Raw genomic sequence first — 17,509 nt, 5'->3', positions numbered from 1 at the left:
ATGACAACCCCTCTTTCGGGCAAGACCGCCCTGGTCACCGGCTCCACCAGCGGCATCGGCCTGGGCATTGCCTTGAGCCTGGCCAAGGCCGGCGCCAACCTCATCCTCAACGGTTTCGGCGATGCCTCGGCGGTGGTCGCTGAAGTCCGCAAGGCCGGCGTCAAGGTCGGCCATCATCCGGCGGATGTCAGCGACCCGGCCCAGATCGCCGACATGCTCGCCTACGCCGAGCGCGAGTTCGGCGGCGTGGACATCCTGGTGAACAACGCCGGTATCCAGCACGTGGCCGCCGTCGAAGATTTTCCCGTGGAACGCTGGGACTCGATCATCGCCATCAACCTCTCGTCGGTGTTCCATGCCACTCGCCTGAGCCTGCCCGGCATGCGCGCCAAGGGCTGGGGGCGGATCGTCAACATCGCCTCGGTCCATGGCCAGGTCGGCTCGGTGGGCAAGGCGGCGTATGTCGCGGCCAAGCATGGAGTGATCGGCCTGACCAAGGTGGTCGGCCTGGAAACCGCCACCAGCAACGTGACCTGCAACGCTATCTGCCCAGGCTGGGTGCTGACGCCCCTGGTGCAGAAGCAGATCGACGATCGCATTGCCTCGGGTATCGACCCGCAACAGGCCCAGCATGACTTGCTGGCCGAAAAGCAGCCGTCCCTGGAGTTCGTCACGCCGCCGCAACTGGGAGAACTGGTGCTGTTCCTCTGCAGCGAGGCCGGTAGCCAGGTGCGGGGGGCGGCGTGGAATATCGACGGTGGATGGTTGGCTCAGTAAGGTTATTTGCCCTTGTGTGGCGAGGCGATTATCCCCTCGCCGCAGAGCCGCCCTCTCACCACAGGATCGGTCGCTCTATAGTTTGTGTATGCATAAGAAAACAAGAGGCTCTCCCATGTCCGACATCCTCTGGCAACCCAGCCCCGAACGCATCGCCCAGTCGCGCATGAACGCCTTTCGTCTGTTCGTCAACGGACGGCATCACCTGCAACTCGACGATTATCCAGCCCTGCACGCCTGGAGCATCGATCAGCGCGAGGCCTTCTGGCAGGCCATCGTCGATTTCTTCGAGATCCACTTTCACCACCCGCCCACCGCCGTGCTGGTGGAAGGCCCGAAAATGCCCAGCGCCCGGTGGTTTCCTGGCGCGACGCTGAACTTCGCCGAACACCTGCTGCGCCGTCGGGACCCGAGCGTGGCCGTGGTGGCCATCGATGAGCGCGGCGACCAGGAGCGACTGACCTGGGCCGAACTCGCCGCTCACGTCGCCGGCCTGCAAAGAAGCCTGCAGGCTGCCGGTGTCTGCCAGGGAGACCGGGTCGCCGCCTGCATGCCCAACACCTGGCAGACCCTGGTGGGCATGCTCGCCACCACCAGCTTGGGGGCGATCTGGTCCTGCTCGTCACCGGACTTCGGTACCCAGGGCGTCATCGACCGCTTCGGCCAGATCGAGCCCAAGGTGCTCATCACCTGCGCCGGTTATCGCTACGCCGCAAAGACCATCGACCAGCGGCCCAAGGTCAACGAAATCCTCGAACGGCTGCCCTCGTTGCGGCAATTGATCGTGCTGCCCTATGCTACGCCGGACACCCGCGTCGCCGACTTCAGGACCCAGGCCAGCGTCGCGCTGTGGGACGATTTCTACCGGCCCGGCGGCGACCCGGTGTTCGTCAGCGTGCCGTTCGACCATCCGCTGTACATCCTCTACTCCAGCGGCACCACCGGCGTCCCCAAGTGCATCGTCCACGGCACCGGCGGCGTACTGTTGCAACACATGAAGGAGCATGGCCTGCATGTCGACCTCGGTCCCGAGGATCGCCTGTTCTACTACACCACCTGCGGCTGGATGATGTGGAACTGGCTGGTGTCCGCCCTCGCCGTCGGCAGCACGGTGGTGCTCTACGACGGCTCGCCGTTTCACCCCGGCCCCGAACGATTGCCGGACCTCATCGACCAGCAACGCATCAGCGTGTTCGGCACCAGCCCCAAGTTCCTGGCCGCGCTGGAGAACCAGGGCCTGGCCCCCCGGCGCAGCCACGACCTGGGCAGCCTGAAAACCATTCTCTCCACGGGCTCGGCACTGGCGCCTCACAGCTACGACTATGTGTACCGCGACTTCAAGACCGATGTCTGCCTGGCCTCGATGTCCGGCGGCACCGACATCGTGTCGTGCTTCGTCAATGGCAACCCGCTGGCACCGGTGCGCCGGGGCGAGATGCAGGGCAAGAGCCTGGGCATGGCGGTGCAGGTCTGGAACGAGACGGCAAGCCCCGTGATCGGAGAAAAAGGCGAGCTGGTGTGCACCCGGCATTTCCCGGCGATGCCCATCGGTCTGTGGAACGATCCCCGACAGGAAAAACTGCGGGCGTCCTACTTCGCCCAGTTTCCCGGCGTGTGGTCCCAGGGGGATTACGCCGAAGAACTGCCCCACGGTGGCTGGCTGATCCACGGGCGCTCGGACGCGGTGCTCAACCCTGGCGGCGTGCGCATCGGCACTGCGGAGATCTATCGGCAGGTGGAAAAAGTCGAGCAGGTACTGGACAGCGTTGCCATCGGCCAGCAATGGCAAGGCGACGTGCGGGTAGTGCTGTTCGTGCGCTTGCGCGACGGTGTCCAGCTCGATGAACCTCTGGAACAACGGATCCGCCAGGTCATCCGCGCCAACACCACGCCACGCCATGTCCCGGCGAAGATCCTGGCGGTCAGCGACATTCCCCGGACCATCAGCGGCAAGGTGGTCGAGCTGGCAGTGCGCAATGTGGTGCATGGCGAGGCGGTGAAGAACACCGATGCACTGGCCAATCCCGAGGCCCTTGAGCAGTTTCGTGACCGACCGGAGCTTGCGAGCTGATCGTCAGGGTCTCATCGCGAGCAAGCTCGCTTCCACAGGGGGGCTGCCAGTCACTGGAGATCCACTGTGGGAGCGAGCTTGCTCGCGACGAACGATAACCCGATCAATCCATAAGCCCCCATTCACCCGCCGCCGGATCAGCCGGTGGCGTGGAGCCCGACTCGGCATGCAATTTCAGACGCAACCGCAGATTGTTCGCCGAGTCGGCATTCTTCAAGGCTTCTTCCTCATCGATTGCCCCTTCGACCACCAGGTTGAACAGCGCCTGGTCGAACGTCTGCATCCCCAGTTCTTCCGACTTTTCCATGATGGCCTTGAGCTCCCCCAGTTCGTTGCGCCGGATCAGGTCGGCCACCGTGGGCGAACCCAGCATGACCTCCACCGCTGCCCGCCGTTGCCCGGCGCGGGTACGCACCAGGCGCTGGGAAACGAACGCCTGGAGGTTGTTGCCCAAGTCGTTCAATAACTGCGGCCGGCGCTCTTCCGGAAAGAAATTGATCACCCGGTCCAGGGCCTGGTTGGCGTTGTGGGCATGCAGCGTGGATATCACCAGGTGCCCGGTATCGGCGAAGGCCAGGGCATGTTCCATGGTTTCCCGGTCACGGATCTCGCCGATCAGCACCACGTCCGGTGCCTGGCGCAAGGTGTTCTTGAGGGCTGCGTGAAAGCTGCGGGTGTCGACACCGACTTCACGTTGATTGATGATCGACTTCTTGTGGCGATGGATATACTCCACCGGATCTTCGATCGTGATGATATGGCCGCTGCTGTTGCGATTGCGGTAATCGATCAAGGCCGCCAGGGACGTGGACTTGCCTGACCCCGTCGCACCGACGAACAGCATCAGGCCCTGCTTCTGCATGATGGTGTCCAGCAGCACACGGGGCAACTTCAGGTCTTCGAAGCGCGGGATATCCAGCTTGACGTTGCGTATCACCATCGACACGTCATTGCGCTGCTTGAAGATATTGACCCGGAACCGCCCGACACCGGCCAGGGAAATCGCCAGGTTCATTTCCAGTTCCCGATCGAACTCAAGGCGCTGTTCGGCGTCCATCAAAGACTCGGCGAGACTGGCGATATCGCCGACCTTGAATGGCTGGTTGCCTAATGGCTTGAGCACGCCCTCGAATTTGGCGCAAGGCGGCGCGCCGGTGGACAAGTAGAGATCGGAGCCATCCTGGCTCGCCAGGATTCGCAACAAGGGATCGATTTCCATGGACTGAAACTTCCGCGAGACATCAATGAGACAAGTTGACCCGAACCTGCAATCTTTCAGACCAACCCGCGCTTTCCTTTTTCAGAGAATAGTCGACGCGGCACCACACCCAGGGATTGCATGATGAACGCAACACCCGTCGGCAGCGGTACGCAGCATCTGCTCGCCCGGATGGACTGGGCCTCGACCCCGCTGGGCAGTACCCAGACCTGGCCCCGGAGCCTGTGCACCGCCGTGGACATCGTGCTCCACTCCCCCATGCCGATGAGCCTATTGTGGGGGCCGCAACGGGTGCAGATCTACAACGATGCATTTTCCCGGCTGGCCGGTGACAAGCATCCCCAGGCCTTCGGCCAGCCGACCCATGCGGCATGGCCTGAACTGCGAAGCGTGACCGAACCGATTTACCACGGCGTGTCGCAAGGCCGCACGCATACCTGCCGCGACCAGCATTGGCGCCTGCCCTTCGCCGGCCGCCTGTGCGACCTGTGGCTGGACATGACCTACAGCCCCGTACACGACGAAAGCGGCGCCGTGGCGGGAATCCTGGTGACTGCCATCGAGACCAGTGAGCGACGCCGCCTGGCCCTGGAATTCGAGCGGCGTTCGCAGGCCAGCCTCAAGGCCCAGCAGGAAAGCGAAGAGCGCCTGCAACTGGCGTTGGCCGCAGCCGACGCGCTGGGGACCTGGGACTGGGACATCAGCGAAGACCGCTTCATCGCCGACGCCCATTTTGCCCTGCTCCATGGTGTCGATCCGAACCTGGCGCGGCAGTTGCCCATCAGCGCCTACCTCGAAGGCGTGCATCCCGAAGACCGGGCCATGGTGGCCCGCAGTATCAAACACTGCATCACCCACGGCAGCGAATACGCCGAGGAGTACCGCCTGCTGCAGCCTGACGGCCAATTACGCTGGGTATTCGTGCGCGGCCGTTGCTACAAGGACCGTCACGGCCGACCCAAGCGCTTCCTCGGCGCGGCCCTGGACCTGACCGAACGCAAGCGCACCGAACAGGCCCTGCGCCAGAGCCAGACCGAGTTGCAGCTGATCATCAATGCCATGCCGGTGCTCATCAGCTATGTGGACCACGAAGAGCGTTTCCGCCTGAACAACAGCGCCTATCTGGATTGGTACGGCCTCACGCCCCAGGAGCTGTATGGCAAGACCATTCGCGAAGTACTCGGCGACGAGGCCTACGCCGCGCGTGCCGAACAGATTGCCGGCGCCCTGGCGGGCAAACCCTGCAGTTTCGCCGTGCAGACCTCCCACCGCGACGGCCGGCCGCGTCACGCGTTGATCAACTACCTGCCCCGTCATGGCGCGGACGGTGCGGTGAACGGGTTCTACATCTTTGTGATCGACGAGACCGAACGCAAGAAAACCGAGGAAGCCCTGCGGCACCTCAACGAAACGCTGGAAGAGCGGGTCATCGCCCGCACCCAGCAGCTGGCCGAAGCCAACCATCGCCTGCAAAACGAGATGTTCGAACGCGAACGTGCCGAAGAAGCCCTGCGCCACGCCCAGAAGATGGAAGCCGTGGGCCAGCTCACCGGCGGCATCGCCCATGATTTCAACAATATGCTGACCGGCATCCTGGGCAGCCTCGACCTGATGCAGCGCTACATCGCCAATGGTCGCGCCGCCGAGATCGGTCGCTTTACCGAAGCGGCCATGTCCTCGGCCAACCGCGCGGCCGCCCTGACCCATCGACTGCTGGCCTTTTCCCGGCGCCAGTCCCTGGACCGAAAGCCGCTGAACCCCAACGACCTGGTGCGCTCGCTCGAAGACCTGCTCAGCCGTACCACCGGCGACCACATCGTGCTGAAACTGCAACTGGCCGCCGAGCTGTGGCCGATCAGCACCGATGCCAGCCAACTGGAAAACGCCCTGCTCAACCTGGTGATCAACGCCCGTGACGCCATGCCCGATGGCGGCGAACTGACCATCGAAACCGCCAACATCTACCTCGACGGCAGCGATATCAGCACCCTGGAACCGGTCAAGGCCGGGGACTATGTGATGATCGCCGTCAGCGACAACGGCAGCGGCATGACCCCTTCCGTCATGGCCAAGGCCTTCGACCCGTTCTTCACCACCAAACCCATCGGCCAGGGCACCGGCCTGGGATTGTCGATGATCTACGGCTTTGCCCAACAGTCGGGCGGGCACCTGAGCCTGGACAGTGTGCCAGGGCAAGGCACGCGGGTGCAGTTGTACCTGCCGCGACTGCACATCGCTCACACCGAGCAACCCGCCCAGGCCGTGACCATCGACGCGCCCGCGGCGATGGCCGGGGAAACCGTGTTGCTGGTGGAAGACGAACCGGCGGTGAGAATGCTGGTGCTCGATCTGTTGAAAACCCTGGGTTACGCCGCGCTGGAAGCCGAGGATGCCAAGGTGGCCCTGCCACTGCTGGAATCGAACCAACGCATCGATCTGCTGGTCACCGACGTCGGCCTGCCTGGCATGAATGGTCGTCAGCTGGCGGAAATCGCCCGTCAGCACCGACCCGGGCTGAAAGTGCTGTTCATGACCGGTTATGCGCAGAAAGCCGCTGAACGCCAGGGGTTCCTGGATCAAGGCATGGACATGGTGGCCAAGCCCTTCACCCTTGACCTGCTGGCCAACAAGATTCGGACGATGATCAGCCGCAGCGGCTGACTTGAGGCATAATCGCCGCCCCACCAACCCTCAGGTCGCCGCTGCAATGAAAGCCCAAGCCCGCCATATCCTGGTGAAAACCGCCGAAGAGGCCGAACAGCTTAAGCAACGCATCGCCAAGGGCGAAGCCTTCGATGTGCTGGCCAAGAAGTATTCCACCTGCCCTTCGGGCAAACGCGGCGGCGACCTGGGTGAAGTGCGACCGGGACAGATGGTCGGGGTGATCGATGCGGTGATTTTCAAGAAGCCGCTGCGAGTGGTGCATGGGCCGATCAAGAGCAAGTTCGGCTATCACCTGGTGCAGGTTTTCTACCGGGATTGAAACTCGAACCTGCTCTTGTGGGAGCGAGCTTGCTCCCACAGGTACAGTGCGCCACTGGTTATTCTGGCATCAACGCCCCGGGCACCTGGATCACTCGGCTCGCCAACAGATGCCCCGCCTCCGCCGCCTCCGCCGCAGTCCCCCCCAGCAAGCGGCTCGCCAGGTAGGCGGCACTGAATGAGTCTCCCGCCGCCGTGGTGTCCACCACACGCTCGACCCGTTGAGCGGGAATCTCATAAGACTTGCCATCGCAACGAATCAGACACGCCTCGGCACCGCGCTTGAGCACCACTTCCGGCGTACCGAACTGCCCATAGGCGGCGAATACCGCGTCAGTGTCCGCATACCCGAACAGTGCCTGCTCGTCTTCCACCGTCAGCAGGGCCAGTTCCACATAGGGCAGGACGCTGCGATACGCCGCCCGCGCCGCCTCGATCGAAGCCCAGAGTCTTGGCCGGTAATTATTGTCGAACACTACCTGGGCCCCGCGTCGACGAGCTTCGACCAGGGTTTCGACGAGTTTGCCTCGCCCCCGTTCCCCGAGCACCGCCAGGGTGACGCCGCTGAAATACAGCACATCGTAATCCGGCAATGCCGCCAGGATCGGTGCGGCGGCCGGCGTGGTGAAGCAATCGCGCACCGCCGCTTCGTTGCGCCAGTAGAGGAATCGCCGCTCGCCCGCCGCATCGGTCTGGATGCAATACAGACCCGGCAGGCGTCCAGGCAAGCGCTGGACCCGTTGCAGGCCGATGTTTTCTTCGGCCCAGCGCTCACACATGGCATCGCTGAAACTGTCGTCGCCCAAGGCGGTGACGTAATCCACCGCGCCCCTGTCACCCATGGCGCGGGACAGGTACACCGCGGTGTTCAGAGTATCGCCGCCGAAGCTTTGCAGCAGGCTGCCGTCGGCGCGCTGTTGCAGTTCGATCATGCATTCGCCGATCAGGGCGATGCGGGGTCTGGGGTGGTTCATGGGTAATCCTGATGGTTCGGTGGTGTCTGCCAGGCCGCTATCGCGAGCAAGCTCGCTCCCACAATGGCTTGTTGTGAATACAAGCGCTGTGATCGCCTCGATCCCCTTGTTGGGAGCGAGCTTGCTCGCGACAGCCGCGACTCGATCTCAAGCCTTAGAAGCAAGTCTCCATGCTCTCGATCACCCGCAACTGGTCATCCACCAGGCACCCTACCCGCCATTTGTCGAACGTCAGGCACGGATGTGAAGTACCAAACGAAATGATGTCGCCCACACGCAGCTCAACCCCCGCCGCCACACTCATGAACGCATGTTGGTCCATCACCGCCGTCACCTTGCAACCGCTGACGTCGTCACCCGCCACCGCGTCCGACCCGGGCTTGTAGCGCTTGAGCGGCACCGGCAGCCCGGCATCGTAGGCCACGTCGCGCTTGCCCAGGGCAATCACCGCGAAACCCGGCTCCGGCAGCGATTGCACGTGGGCCCAGACCTCCAGGGCCGGACGCAGGCCTTCGTGCAGGTCGCTGCGCCGTTCCAGCACGCAACACTGCGCTTGCTTGTAGATGCCGTGGTCATGGGCCACATAGCTGCCGGGACGCAGCACACTGAGGAAACGGCCATGGGCATTGCGGGCTTCGAAGGATTCGGCGATCAGGTCGTACCAGGCCGACCCCGAAGCCGTGATGATGGGTTTGTCGATGGCGAACGCGCCGCTGTCCTGCAACTGCATCGCCAGGCCCACCAGGGACTCGGCGAATCCGCGGATGCCGCTGACGGCATGGTCGCCGTGAATCACGCCTTCGTAACCCTCGATACCGGTCAGCGCCAGCGCCGGTTGCGCCTGGATCGCCTCGGCCAGGGCCAGCACCTCGGCCTCGCTCCGGCAGCCGCAACGACCGCCCACGACGCCGTATTCGATCATCACGTTCAGCCGCGCACCGCGGGAAGCGAAGTACGCGCCCAGGTCCGCGACATTGTCGGGATGGTCCACCATGCAGTGGAATTCGAACGCCGGATCGGCCAGCAGGTCGGCAATCAGCGCCATGTTCGGCGTGCCCACCAACTGGTTCGCCATCAGCACCCGACGCACGCCATGGGCGTAGGCAGCACGGGTCTGTACGGCGGTGGCAAGCGTCATGCCCCAGGCACCGGCCTCGAGCTGGCGGCGAAACAGCCCGGGGGTCATGCTGGTCTTGCCGTGGGGCGCCAGTTCGGCACCGCTGCCGCTGACAAATGCCTGCATCCAGCGAATGTTGTGCTCCAGCGCCTCGCGATGCAGCACCAGTGCAGGCAGGCTGACATCACGCAGCAAGTGCTGGCCGACAGTGGCGGCACCTTTTTCGACGACAGCGTCATGGATGGCAGAAGACATGTTCGAACTCCTCACGCGGCCGCGATCAGCCGCGACGATCTATTCATTGATACGACGGGCCAGGTTGTTGGCGCTTTCGATCAGCACCCGGCGGTAGTCGGCGTAGTTGTTCCGGGCATCGGCCCGAGGGGCGACGATGCACAGGGTCGCGATGGCCACGCCGTCCGGGTCTTTGACCGGTGCGGCGAAGCAGTGGGTAAACGTGTCGGCGACACTGTCGAAGGAGAAGAAGCCATCGAGGCCGGCCTGGCGGATTTCCTTGAGGAACTGCTCCAGGGGCAGGCGCTCGCCATCCGGCAGGATGAAGTCGTCGGGATCGATCAGGTCGACGATCTGCTGGTCGCTCAGGTGCGCCAGCAGCAGACGGCCCGAGGCCGTCCAGGGAATGGGCGCGTTTTCGCCGATGTCCGATGAAATACGGAAATGCCGCTCGCCTTCCTTCATCAGCGCCACGGTGTATTTGCGCCCGTTGAGCAGGCACATCTGTGCGGTTTCCCGGGTCTGGCGGACGATCTCCTGCAAGGCGTGATCGGCCTCGCGGCTGAGATCGAAGTGCCGCAGGTGCGCCTGTCCGAGAAAATACAACTGGCGGCCCAGGTAAACGTGGCCTTCCTTGCCCACCGGTTCGAGGATGCGCCGCTCCAGCAGCGACGCCACCAGCTCGTAGACCGTGGACTTGGGGCTGCCGATGCCACTGGCAATGTCGTTGGGACGCAGCGGCTGGCCGATTTCCTTGAGGAAATCGAGGATATCGAACGCCCGATCCAGTCCTCGGGCCCGGCGCTTGATGGTGTCTTCGGTCATGTCTTCGGTTCCCAATCAGTTCGCCGCGAGTGTAACCAGACCACGGCCTGTCCACAGCTCTTGTGGCGAGGGGATTTATCCCCTCGCCACAAGGACCTCATTTTTTCCTGTAGGCGATGCAATCGATCTCGACCTTGCAGTCGACCATCATGCTCGCCTGCACGCACGCCCGGGCCGGGGCGTGCTCGGGGCTGAAGTATTCGCCGAACACCTTGTTGAAACTCCAGAAGTCACGCGGGTCATCCAGCCACACACCGCAGCGCACCACATCCTTGAGCTCGTAACCGGCCTCTTCGAGGATCGCGATCAGGTTCTTCATGGTCTGGTGCGTCTGCTCGACGATCCCGCCGGCGACGATCTCGCCGTTCACCGCTGGCACCTGTCCGGACACATGCAGCCAGCCGTCGGCCTCGACGGCGCGGGCGAATGGCCGTGGCTGCCCGCCACCCGCGGTGCTGCCGGTCCCGTAGCGCTTGATGCTCATCAGTGGTTCTCCTTGCTTGTCTGAATCAAAAGATCAATGGATTAAAAACGGGTGTTCTTCAGAAATTCCGCCAGGCGCGGTGATCGCGGACGCTCGAACAGCTCTTTCGGTGGGCCCTGTTCTTCGATGCGTCCCTGGTTCATGAATACGATCTTGTCGGAAACCTCGAAGGCGAAACGCATTTCGTGGGTCACCAGCAGCATGGTCATGCCGTCCTCGGCCAGGCCCTTGATCACGGTCAGCACTTCGCCCACCAGCTCCGGATCCAGTGCCGAGGTGACTTCGTCGAACAACATCAGGCTGGGGTTCATGGCGATCGCCCGAGCAATCGCCACACGCTGCTGCTGACCGCCGGACAACTGACCGGGAAAATGATTGCGCCGTTCCAGCAGGCCCACTCGGTCCAGCCACTTTTCGGCCAGGGCGACGGCTTCGTCCCTGGGCAGTTTTTTCACCTTGAGCAGACCCAGGGTGACGTTCTGCAATGCGCTCAGGTGAGGGAACAGATTGAACTGCTGGAACGCCATGCCGGTCATCGCGCGATGCCGGGCAATGACTTTCTCGGGGTGGCGCACCCGCTTGCCGTCGACTTCGTCATAGCCGATGGATTCGCCGTCGAGCACAATCTGCCCGCCCTGGAATTCTTCCAGCATGTTCACGCAGCGCAGCAGCGTGGTCTTGCCCGAACCGCTGGAGCCGATCAGCGTGACCACGTTGCCGCGCTGCATACTCAGGTCCACGCCCTTGAGCACTTCCAGCGGGCCGTATTGCTTGCGCAGGCCGCGAATATCCAGCAATGGCTGGGAATGGGATGAGGTCGAAACGTCAGTCATGGCAAGGCCACCCGCTTTTCAATATGCCGACCGAGCAGCTCGATGGCGTAATTGATGATGAAAAAGAGAAAACCGGCGAACAGGTAAAACTCCAGGGTCATGAAAGTCCGAGCGATGATCTGCTGGGTGCTGAGCAGCAGCTCGGCCACACCGATCACCGACAACAGGGTCGAAGCCTTGACGATCTCGGTGGAAGAATTGACCCAGGTCGGCAATATCTGCCGCAGCGCCTGGGGCAACAGCACATAAGCCAGGGCCTGGTAGAACGTCAGGCCAACGGCCTGGCTCGCCTCCATCTGCCCACGGGGCAAGGCCTGCAAGGCACCGCGCACGATCTCGGCCACGTGGGAGCCGCAAAACAGCGTCAGGCCCAGGACTCCCGCCTGGAACGCACCGATCTGCCAGCCCAGGGCCGGGGCCATGTAGAAGCAGGCCAGCACCAGCACGAATACCGGCGTGCCACGGATCAGGTCGACGTAGAAACGAAACGGCGCGCGCATCCAGGCCCGGCCATAGGTCAGCACCAGGCCGGCAACCAGGCCGATCAAGGTGCCCAGCAAAATCGCCAGCACCGAACACTGTACGCTGGTCAGGAAACCGCTCCACAGGGTGTCCCGGGCGACCCACAACTCATGCAACCAACTGGGGGATTCGTACATGGAACACTCCTAACGGCGGATCGCCAGGCGCTGCTCGAAATAGCGCAGCACCATGGCAATGAGGTAACAGGCCGCGACATACAGGGCCGTGGTCACCAGCCAGGTTTCGATCACCCGGTAGCTCTCCACGTTGATCTTGCGCGCGTAATAGGTCAGCTCCGGCACGGCGATCGCCGCCGCCAGGGAGGTGTCCTTGAACAGCGAGATGAAGTTGTTCGACAAGGCCGGCAACACGTTGCGCAGCATCACCGGCACCGTGACATAGGCCTTCACCTGCCATTCGCCCAGGCCGATGGCCAGTCCCGCTTCGCGCTGGCCCTTGTGAATGCTCAGCAGCCCGCCGCGAAACACCTCCGTCAGGTAGGCCCCGGCATACAGCGACAGGGTGATGACGAACGACGGCAGCTTGTCCAGGCGCACCCCCAGGCTCGGCAAGGCGAAGTAGATCAACAGGATCAGCACCAGGATGGGCGTGTTGCGGATCACCGTGACATACACCGATGCCAGCACCCGCAGGACACGATGTTTGCTCAGCAGCGCGAACGCCATGGCCAGGCCGATCACGCAACCGATGGCGATCGACACCAGCGCCAGGGAAAGCCCCAGCCCGAGCCCCGCCAGCAAGGTGTCGAAATCGCGCCAGACGGCGGCAAAGTTCAACTGATAATTCATGGTCGGCAGTACCTTCGACGGGGCGCCTGGAAGTGGCGCCCCGGGCTCACAGGGTCATTTGTATTCAACAGGGAAGCCGATGGCCGGCGACGGCAGTTCCACGCCGAACCACTGCTTGAACGACGCGGCATAGGTGGGGAACTCCACACCGGTCATGGCTTCATGCAAGGTGGTGTTGACGAAGTTCAGCCAGTCCTGGTCGCCACGCTTGACCGCGCAGGCATAGGTCTGCGGGCTCCAGGCGTAGGCCGGGCTGCGATAACGGCCGGGGTTCTGCACCATCAGGTACTTGACCGAAGACTGGTCGGTGGCGGCGGCATCGGCGCGGCCGGAGTTCACCGCCTGGTACATCAGGTCGACACTGTCGTACTGATCGACCCTGGCCTTGGGCAGCGCCTGGTGCACCAGTTCCTCGGCATACACGTTCTGCAGCACGGCCACGGTGACGTCGTCGCCGGCCGCCTTCAGGTCCTCGATTTCCTTGTACTTGCTGTTGGCCGGCAGCAGCAGGCCGACGCCTTCGCGATAGTACGGCAAGGTGAAGGCCACCTGCTGGGCGCGGCTGGCGGTGACGGTGATGAACTGGCAGCTCATGTCGACCTTGTCGGTCAGCAGGTTGGGAATCCGCGCATCGGACGACTGCACCACGAACTCGACTTTCTCCGGGTCATTGAACAGGCCCTTGGCGACCATTCGTGCGATATCGATATCGAAACCCTGCAACTTGCCATCCGCTCCCTGGAAGTGCCACGGCGCATTGGTACTGCCCGTGCCTACGATCAATTTCCCGCGTTGCAGCACGCTGTCCAGCTTGCTGTCAGCCGCCTGGGCGACACCCATGGCGGCCGTCGTGGCCGCGAAGAGAAAAACACACGCTTTGAACAAGGAAGGTCGGCATTGCATGGCAAGCACTCCAGGTGAGTTTATTCCGTTATAGCGGAACCAGGTATGTAACAACGGAATAGACAGCAGAAAGTGTGCCACAGGCTTGCAGCCACGCTTGATAAAAAATGGAAAGCGATTGAAATCAGGAGGTTGGAAGAACCGAGTGCCCGGGAACGCTCGCGGACCGCTGACACGCTTGCTACCGTTGGCTACGGCGTCCGGGTACCAAGGCCCCAAACAGAGTATTTGCGATCCGTTTCGCACTGAAACAGAGCAGGCCACCTGTCGACTCTGACAGTAGCGATACCCCGCCGGGTTCCTTATCGTTCCTGTCACCTCGGAGTAGAAAGGAGGCGGCCATGAGTTCGCTCATTACTCACGTAGCGTCACAACAGGACTACCGCAAGGCCCTCAGGACCTGGCGCCCGGTGATCTTCTATTTTGGCCATCCACACTGCTACGCCTGCGGCTGGGCCGAACCGGTGTTCTGCAAGGTGGCCGAGGCGTTCCAGGATCGAGCCATCATCTACAAATTGAGCACCCACGAGTCGCCCCGGCATCCGGAAGTCAGCGGAACACCGACCGTGCTTTTCTATAAGGATGGGAAGTTGTGCCTCAAACTCAAGGGCATCGGTGACCAGCCTTCGCTGATGCGCCACTTTGCCGAACACGTCGGCCGGACAAAACCGCGGCGCTCGTTTCCCCCGACGCGCCATGACGTGAATTGGCTGCGGCAGCGGTTTCAGAATTTGTGCACTGCAGGTCGAGGGCGAGCGCTGATGAAGATGCGGGTGACGTTTCGATAACGATAGGAGCGAGCCCGCGACGGCGGCGGGTCAGCCAATGGTGATGCCCACCGGCCTGACGCTATCGCGAACAAGCTCGCTCACACAATGGTTCGGCGGTGCGCCTGGTCTATTTGCGCTTGTAGCTCTTGCTGCCGCCCGGCGTAAGGCAATAAACCCCACCCCGAGGCCCGACGCAGTAGTGACCACTGCCGCACGGGCACCCGTCGGAGGACTTGAGCAGCGATTGCGGGCGAGCTTCGTTACGGATTCCCAGCATGGCAGAGCAAGACTTTTTCGAGGCGCTGATGGAGCCGTCGTTGCACAGGAAGGTATCGCCATCACACCCGGCGATACCACCCTTGCGTCCGGAACACGGCGTATTGGCGGCGAAGGCTGATGCAGACAGGGACACCAGGAGAATCGCGATAGCGATGCGAAGCGGGCCGGACGTTCCGTGACAAAGGTTCATGACAGCATTCCTGGCTGATCGATGGCCCGATGATATCACGCCATCAATACTGCGCTACCGCCCGCCGAATCTCACCCTGGACAACATCCGCAGGTCACCCTCGCGGTAATAGTCATCACTCCAACTGTCATCTACCGCCAACGGCTTGACCTGCTTGAGCGCAAGTTTCTTGGCGAAATAACGGAAGCGGTAATGCTCGTAGAAACGCAGCAGCTCCAGTCCGTAGCGGTCGGCCAGGTCGGTATCGCCCTGGATGATGAGGTAGTTCTCATCGTTGCCACTGCTGGCCGCGGCGCTCAGGTTGTGACTGCCGCTGATGATGGTGGGCGTGTCGCTGGTGAAGTCGGTGACGACGGCCTTGGTGTGCACCAGCAGGTTGCCTTTCTGACCTTTCTTGTTTTCCTTGAGCCAGCCCTCCAGGCCGGTATTGAGCAGTGCCGTGGCAGCGAACTCAGCGGTGCGGTCGGCATGGAAACCGGTGATACGGCTGGTGGTGTTCTGCAGGCCATAACGCAAGATGTCGTCGTTGGGCTGGCCGAGCAAGGCATCGAGGATCCGATCGGGCAGGACAAAGGCGGTGACGAACAGCAGGTCCTTGCGCGCCGCCTCGATGATGTCGACGAAACGATCAAGGTCGCCCCCTCCCGTCCGTGGAGAGAAGCCGACGAACAGCGGCTCCCCGGGCTTCATGGGGTTGTTGCGGTTCAGCCACTCACGCGTGGCATCGACATCATCGGGGGCCTCCCAGATCTGTTCGAACACCTGGCGGTAGCTGTCGCTGACCCGTGGGTCGTCCAGCACATGCACGACATTCGCCTGGCGATAAACGCCGTTGGCGGTGAAGTTGGTGCTGCCGCACAACACGGCCTCCGGCTGCAACGCCCCGCGGTCATCGATCTTGCTCAGCACGATGAACTTGTCATGGAAGATGTTGTGGGTGACTCGCCCGCGCTTGTTGGCCGGCGGCAATCGTTCCAGGTTGGCTTCGTTACGCAGTGTGGTGTCGTCGCCCGGTTCGGCGTGGTACAGCACCCGCACCCGCGCGCCACGGGCAAACGCGGCATTGACCGCATCGACGATCACGGGCAACTCGTATTCGTAGATGGCCACATCCAGCGCCCAGGTGGCGTCCAGCGCCCGGTCGATGAAGCCGGTCAAGCGTCCCAGCAGGCCGTTCTCCAGCCAGCGACGCGGCGCGTCGGGCCAATCGTCGATGGACAGGTGCTTGTTGGCATCGATCAAGGCGTCCAGCTCGGGGAACTTGCGCTGGAAAGCCTGGCTGGCGGCCACCGCACGATTGAAGATGACCCGCTGGTTGGCGGGCATTGCGTCGTCGCTGGTGATGGTGACTTCCAGCGACTCCCCCAGTTGCGGTGCCTTGTAACTGCCATAGGCCAGGTGCACCCGATAATGAAGCGTCACCCCAGGGTTGACGGCGTAGTCGGCCCAGCGAAATTTCTGCAACGGGGCCTTGTCGCTGGGCGTGGCGTGGAACTGGGGAAAGGTATGGGCCGTGTCGGGAAAGGTCAGGCTGTTGAACAGGAACAGCCAGGGTTTGTCACCCTGCTGCTTCTCGATGGCGAAACCCAGCAAACCCTTGCGCCGTGATTCGGCCAGGTCCATGGCCAGTAGCACACCGTTGGTCCCGGCATAGGCCTTGACCCGGAAATCGTCCTGGGCATTGGTGACGAGTACGCGCATGGTTCACTCCTGTGGGGGGCTGCTTGAGCATAGTGCAGTGAAACGGGTCAGGTGGGCAGGTCATGGGAACCGAGGGGATGCCATCGCGAGCAAGCTCGCTCCCACAAGGGCCCGGGGTGTTCATCATTCATGTGTTCACAACAAAACCCGTGTAGGAGCGAGCTTGCTCGCGATGGGGCCCTGACAGTCACAGAACCTTTCAATCAGCCTCATCGATATGCCGATACTCAGCCTGCAACTGCCCCGCCAACTGCCGGGCCCGGCCCAGGCGGATCGGGCCGCGCTCGATGTCGATCAACAGGCACGGACAATCCAGGGGCGACAGCGACAGCCCCTCCTTCACGCGCCCATCGGTCATCACCAGCACCCGCTGTCGCTCCGCAGGGAAGCGCTTGCGCCGGGCCGTCAACCAGCGTCCGGCCTCGCTCAACGCAGCCAGCAACGGCGTACCGCCACCGGCGCCCAGGCCATCGAGCCAGTGGCGCAGACCCGCCGAGGCCTTGAGCCCTTGCACCTGCCAGTTCGGCTGCGTGCCACTGGCCGTCAACAGCGCCAGGCGGGCCCGCTGCCGGTAGGCGTCGTCGAACAATTGCGCCAACAAGCCTTTGCCGTCGCTCAAGGCCCGATGACGACGGGTCGAGGCCGAGGCATCCACGATCACCAGCCAGAGTTCGTGAGGCGCACGGTGACGCTCGTGCCAACGCAGGTCCTGGCGCAAGCGTGGACGCCCCTCGAGCAGGGTCCTTGGCCAATTCACCGCGCCGCCAGACGCCGTTTTGCTGCGGCCCTGGCGCCCCTGCTCCAGGTGCCCTGCCCGGG

17 protein-coding genes are annotated in these 17,509 nt (G+C 62.9%); 5 read left to right on the top strand and 12 right to left on the bottom strand.

Annotated features, from left to right (window positions below):
• Together hbdH and AC1M7R_RS21870 are read left to right on the top strand one after the other, a co-directional pair.
• The gene (hbdH, locus tag AC1M7R_RS21875) at positions 1-777 is read left to right on the top strand and encodes a 3-hydroxybutyrate dehydrogenase (RefSeq protein ID WP_072394440.1); all 777 of its coding nucleotides are present in this window, start codon (positions 1-3) and stop codon (positions 775-777) included.
• Positions 778-892: 115 nt separating this feature from the next.
• On the top strand, positions 893-2,848 hold the full coding sequence (locus tag AC1M7R_RS21870; RefSeq protein WP_076407184.1) for an acetoacetate--CoA ligase: 1,956 nt from the start codon (positions 893-895) through the stop codon (positions 2,846-2,848).
• A 103-nt stretch (positions 2,849-2,951) separates the two neighbouring features.
• Here AC1M7R_RS21870 and AC1M7R_RS21865 read toward each other — a convergent pair whose 3' ends face one another.
• Positions 2,952-4,067, bottom strand: a complete 1,116-nt coding sequence (locus AC1M7R_RS21865) for a PilT/PilU family type 4a pilus ATPase (RefSeq protein ID WP_076407185.1) — start codon at positions 4,065-4,067, stop codon at positions 2,952-2,954.
• Positions 4,068-4,190: 123 nt separating this feature from the next.
• On the opposite strand from AC1M7R_RS21865, the gene AC1M7R_RS21860 reads away from it, so the two are divergent.
• Together AC1M7R_RS21860 and AC1M7R_RS21855 are read left to right on the top strand one after the other, a co-directional pair.
• Positions 4,191-6,728, top strand: a complete 2,538-nt coding sequence (locus AC1M7R_RS21860) for a hybrid sensor histidine kinase/response regulator (RefSeq protein ID WP_123595828.1) — start codon at positions 4,191-4,193, stop codon at positions 6,726-6,728.
• Between the two features lie 46 nt (positions 6,729-6,774).
• The gene (locus tag AC1M7R_RS21855) at positions 6,775-7,050 is read left to right on the top strand and encodes a peptidylprolyl isomerase (RefSeq protein WP_003182808.1); all 276 of its coding nucleotides are present in this window, start codon (positions 6,775-6,777) and stop codon (positions 7,048-7,050) included.
• A gap of 58 nt (positions 7,051-7,108) precedes the next feature.
• On the opposite strand, the gene AC1M7R_RS21850 is transcribed toward AC1M7R_RS21855, so the two are convergent.
• The 8 genes from AC1M7R_RS21850 to AC1M7R_RS21815 form a co-directional block, all read right to left on the bottom strand.
• Positions 7,109-8,023, bottom strand: coding sequence for a sugar kinase (locus AC1M7R_RS21850; protein WP_490609913.1), 915 nt, complete (start codon positions 8,021-8,023; stop codon positions 7,109-7,111).
• Positions 8,024-8,177: 154 nt separating this feature from the next.
• Positions 8,178-9,395 (bottom strand): amino acid deaminase, encoded by a 1,218-nt coding sequence (locus AC1M7R_RS21845; RefSeq protein ID WP_076407187.1) that lies wholly within the window; start codon positions 9,393-9,395, stop codon positions 8,178-8,180.
• Between the two features lie 39 nt (positions 9,396-9,434).
• A complete protein-coding gene (locus tag AC1M7R_RS21840; RefSeq protein WP_072394421.1) occupies positions 9,435-10,199 on the bottom strand; it encodes an IclR family transcriptional regulator in 765 nt (254 codons plus the stop codon).
• A 97-nt stretch (positions 10,200-10,296) separates the two neighbouring features.
• A complete protein-coding gene (locus AC1M7R_RS21835) occupies positions 10,297-10,683 on the bottom strand; it encodes a RidA family protein (RefSeq protein WP_072394418.1) in 387 nt (128 codons plus the stop codon).
• 41 nt (positions 10,684-10,724) lie between these two features.
• Entirely contained in the window at positions 10,725-11,516 is a 792-nt protein-coding gene (locus AC1M7R_RS21830) for an amino acid ABC transporter ATP-binding protein (RefSeq protein ID WP_490609912.1), read from the bottom strand.
• Positions 11,513-12,175 (bottom strand): amino acid ABC transporter permease, encoded by a 663-nt coding sequence (locus AC1M7R_RS21825; protein WP_072394412.1) that lies wholly within the window; start codon positions 12,173-12,175, stop codon positions 11,513-11,515. Before AC1M7R_RS21825 ends, AC1M7R_RS21830 begins: the two co-directional genes overlap by 4 nt.
• Positions 12,176-12,184: 9 nt before the next feature.
• A complete protein-coding gene (locus AC1M7R_RS21820; protein ID WP_072394409.1) occupies positions 12,185-12,847 on the bottom strand; it encodes an amino acid ABC transporter permease in 663 nt (220 codons plus the stop codon).
• 54 nt (positions 12,848-12,901) lie between these two features.
• Complete coding sequence (locus tag AC1M7R_RS21815; protein WP_072394406.1) at positions 12,902-13,750, bottom strand: transporter substrate-binding protein; 849 nt, start codon at positions 13,748-13,750, stop codon at positions 12,902-12,904.
• A 341-nt stretch (positions 13,751-14,091) separates the two neighbouring features.
• Between AC1M7R_RS21815 and AC1M7R_RS21810 the strand changes: the two genes are divergently transcribed.
• Entirely contained in the window at positions 14,092-14,538 is a 447-nt protein-coding gene (locus tag AC1M7R_RS21810) for a thioredoxin family protein (RefSeq protein ID WP_490609911.1), read from the top strand.
• 109 nt (positions 14,539-14,647) lie between these two features.
• Here AC1M7R_RS21810 and AC1M7R_RS21805 read toward each other — a convergent pair whose 3' ends face one another.
• The 3 genes from AC1M7R_RS21805 to AC1M7R_RS21795 form a co-directional block, all read right to left on the bottom strand.
• Positions 14,648-14,989, bottom strand: a complete 342-nt coding sequence (locus tag AC1M7R_RS21805; RefSeq protein WP_123595824.1) for a YdcA family protein — start codon at positions 14,987-14,989, stop codon at positions 14,648-14,650.
• 54 nt (positions 14,990-15,043) lie between these two features.
• Positions 15,044-16,690, bottom strand: a complete 1,647-nt coding sequence (locus tag AC1M7R_RS21800) for a phospholipase D-like domain-containing protein (protein ID WP_072458481.1) — start codon at positions 16,688-16,690, stop codon at positions 15,044-15,046.
• A 199-nt stretch (positions 16,691-16,889) separates the two neighbouring features.
• Positions 16,890-17,447, bottom strand: coding sequence for a vWA domain-containing protein (locus AC1M7R_RS21795; protein ID WP_072394394.1), 558 nt, complete (start codon positions 17,445-17,447; stop codon positions 16,890-16,892).
• Between the last annotated feature and the right edge of the window lie 62 nt (positions 17,448-17,509).

This window comes from Pseudomonas sp. MS01C9, assembly GCF_058202755.1.
This window is presented reverse-complemented; position numbering and strand designations above follow the sequence as displayed.

What these genes read in the sequence shown, in the direction of transcription:
- AC1M7R_RS21855 (WP_003182808.1), top strand. Translation starts at nt 6,775, where the DNA reads ATGAAAGCCCAAGCCCGCCATATCCTGGTGAAAACCGCCGAAGAGGCC.
- AC1M7R_RS21820 (WP_072394409.1), bottom strand. Translation starts at nt 12,847, where the DNA reads ATGAATTATCAGTTGAACTTTGCCGCCGTCTGGCGCGATTTCGACACC.
- AC1M7R_RS21800 (WP_072458481.1), bottom strand. Translation starts at nt 16,690, where the DNA reads ATGCGCGTACTCGTCACCAATGCCCAGGACGATTTCCGGGTCAAGGCC.
- AC1M7R_RS21850 (WP_490609913.1), bottom strand. Translation starts at nt 8,023, where the DNA reads ATGAACCACCCCAGACCCCGCATCGCCCTGATCGGCGAATGCATGATC.
- AC1M7R_RS21810 (WP_490609911.1), top strand. Translation starts at nt 14,092, where the DNA reads ATGAGTTCGCTCATTACTCACGTAGCGTCACAACAGGACTACCGCAAG.
- AC1M7R_RS21835 (WP_072394418.1), bottom strand. Translation starts at nt 10,683, where the DNA reads ATGAGCATCAAGCGCTACGGGACCGGCAGCACCGCGGGTGGCGGGCAG.
- AC1M7R_RS21845 (WP_076407187.1), bottom strand. Translation starts at nt 9,395, where the DNA reads ATGTCTTCTGCCATCCATGACGCTGTCGTCGAAAAAGGTGCCGCCACT.
- AC1M7R_RS21840 (WP_072394421.1), bottom strand. Translation starts at nt 10,199, where the DNA reads ATGACCGAAGACACCATCAAGCGCCGGGCCCGAGGACTGGATCGGGCG.
- AC1M7R_RS21825 (WP_072394412.1), bottom strand. Translation starts at nt 12,175, where the DNA reads ATGTACGAATCCCCCAGTTGGTTGCATGAGTTGTGGGTCGCCCGGGAC.
- AC1M7R_RS21865 (WP_076407185.1), bottom strand. Translation starts at nt 4,067, where the DNA reads ATGGAAATCGATCCCTTGTTGCGAATCCTGGCGAGCCAGGATGGCTCC.
- AC1M7R_RS21870 (WP_076407184.1), top strand. Translation starts at nt 893, where the DNA reads ATGTCCGACATCCTCTGGCAACCCAGCCCCGAACGCATCGCCCAGTCG.
- AC1M7R_RS21830 (WP_490609912.1), bottom strand. Translation starts at nt 11,516, where the DNA reads ATGACTGACGTTTCGACCTCATCCCATTCCCAGCCATTGCTGGATATT.
- hbdH (WP_072394440.1), top strand. Translation starts at nt 1, where the DNA reads ATGACAACCCCTCTTTCGGGCAAGACCGCCCTGGTCACCGGCTCCACC.
- AC1M7R_RS21815 (WP_072394406.1), bottom strand. Translation starts at nt 13,750, where the DNA reads ATGCAATGCCGACCTTCCTTGTTCAAAGCGTGTGTTTTTCTCTTCGCG.
- AC1M7R_RS21860 (WP_123595828.1), top strand. Translation starts at nt 4,191, where the DNA reads ATGAACGCAACACCCGTCGGCAGCGGTACGCAGCATCTGCTCGCCCGG.
- AC1M7R_RS21805 (WP_123595824.1), bottom strand. Translation starts at nt 14,989, where the DNA reads ATGAACCTTTGTCACGGAACGTCCGGCCCGCTTCGCATCGCTATCGCG.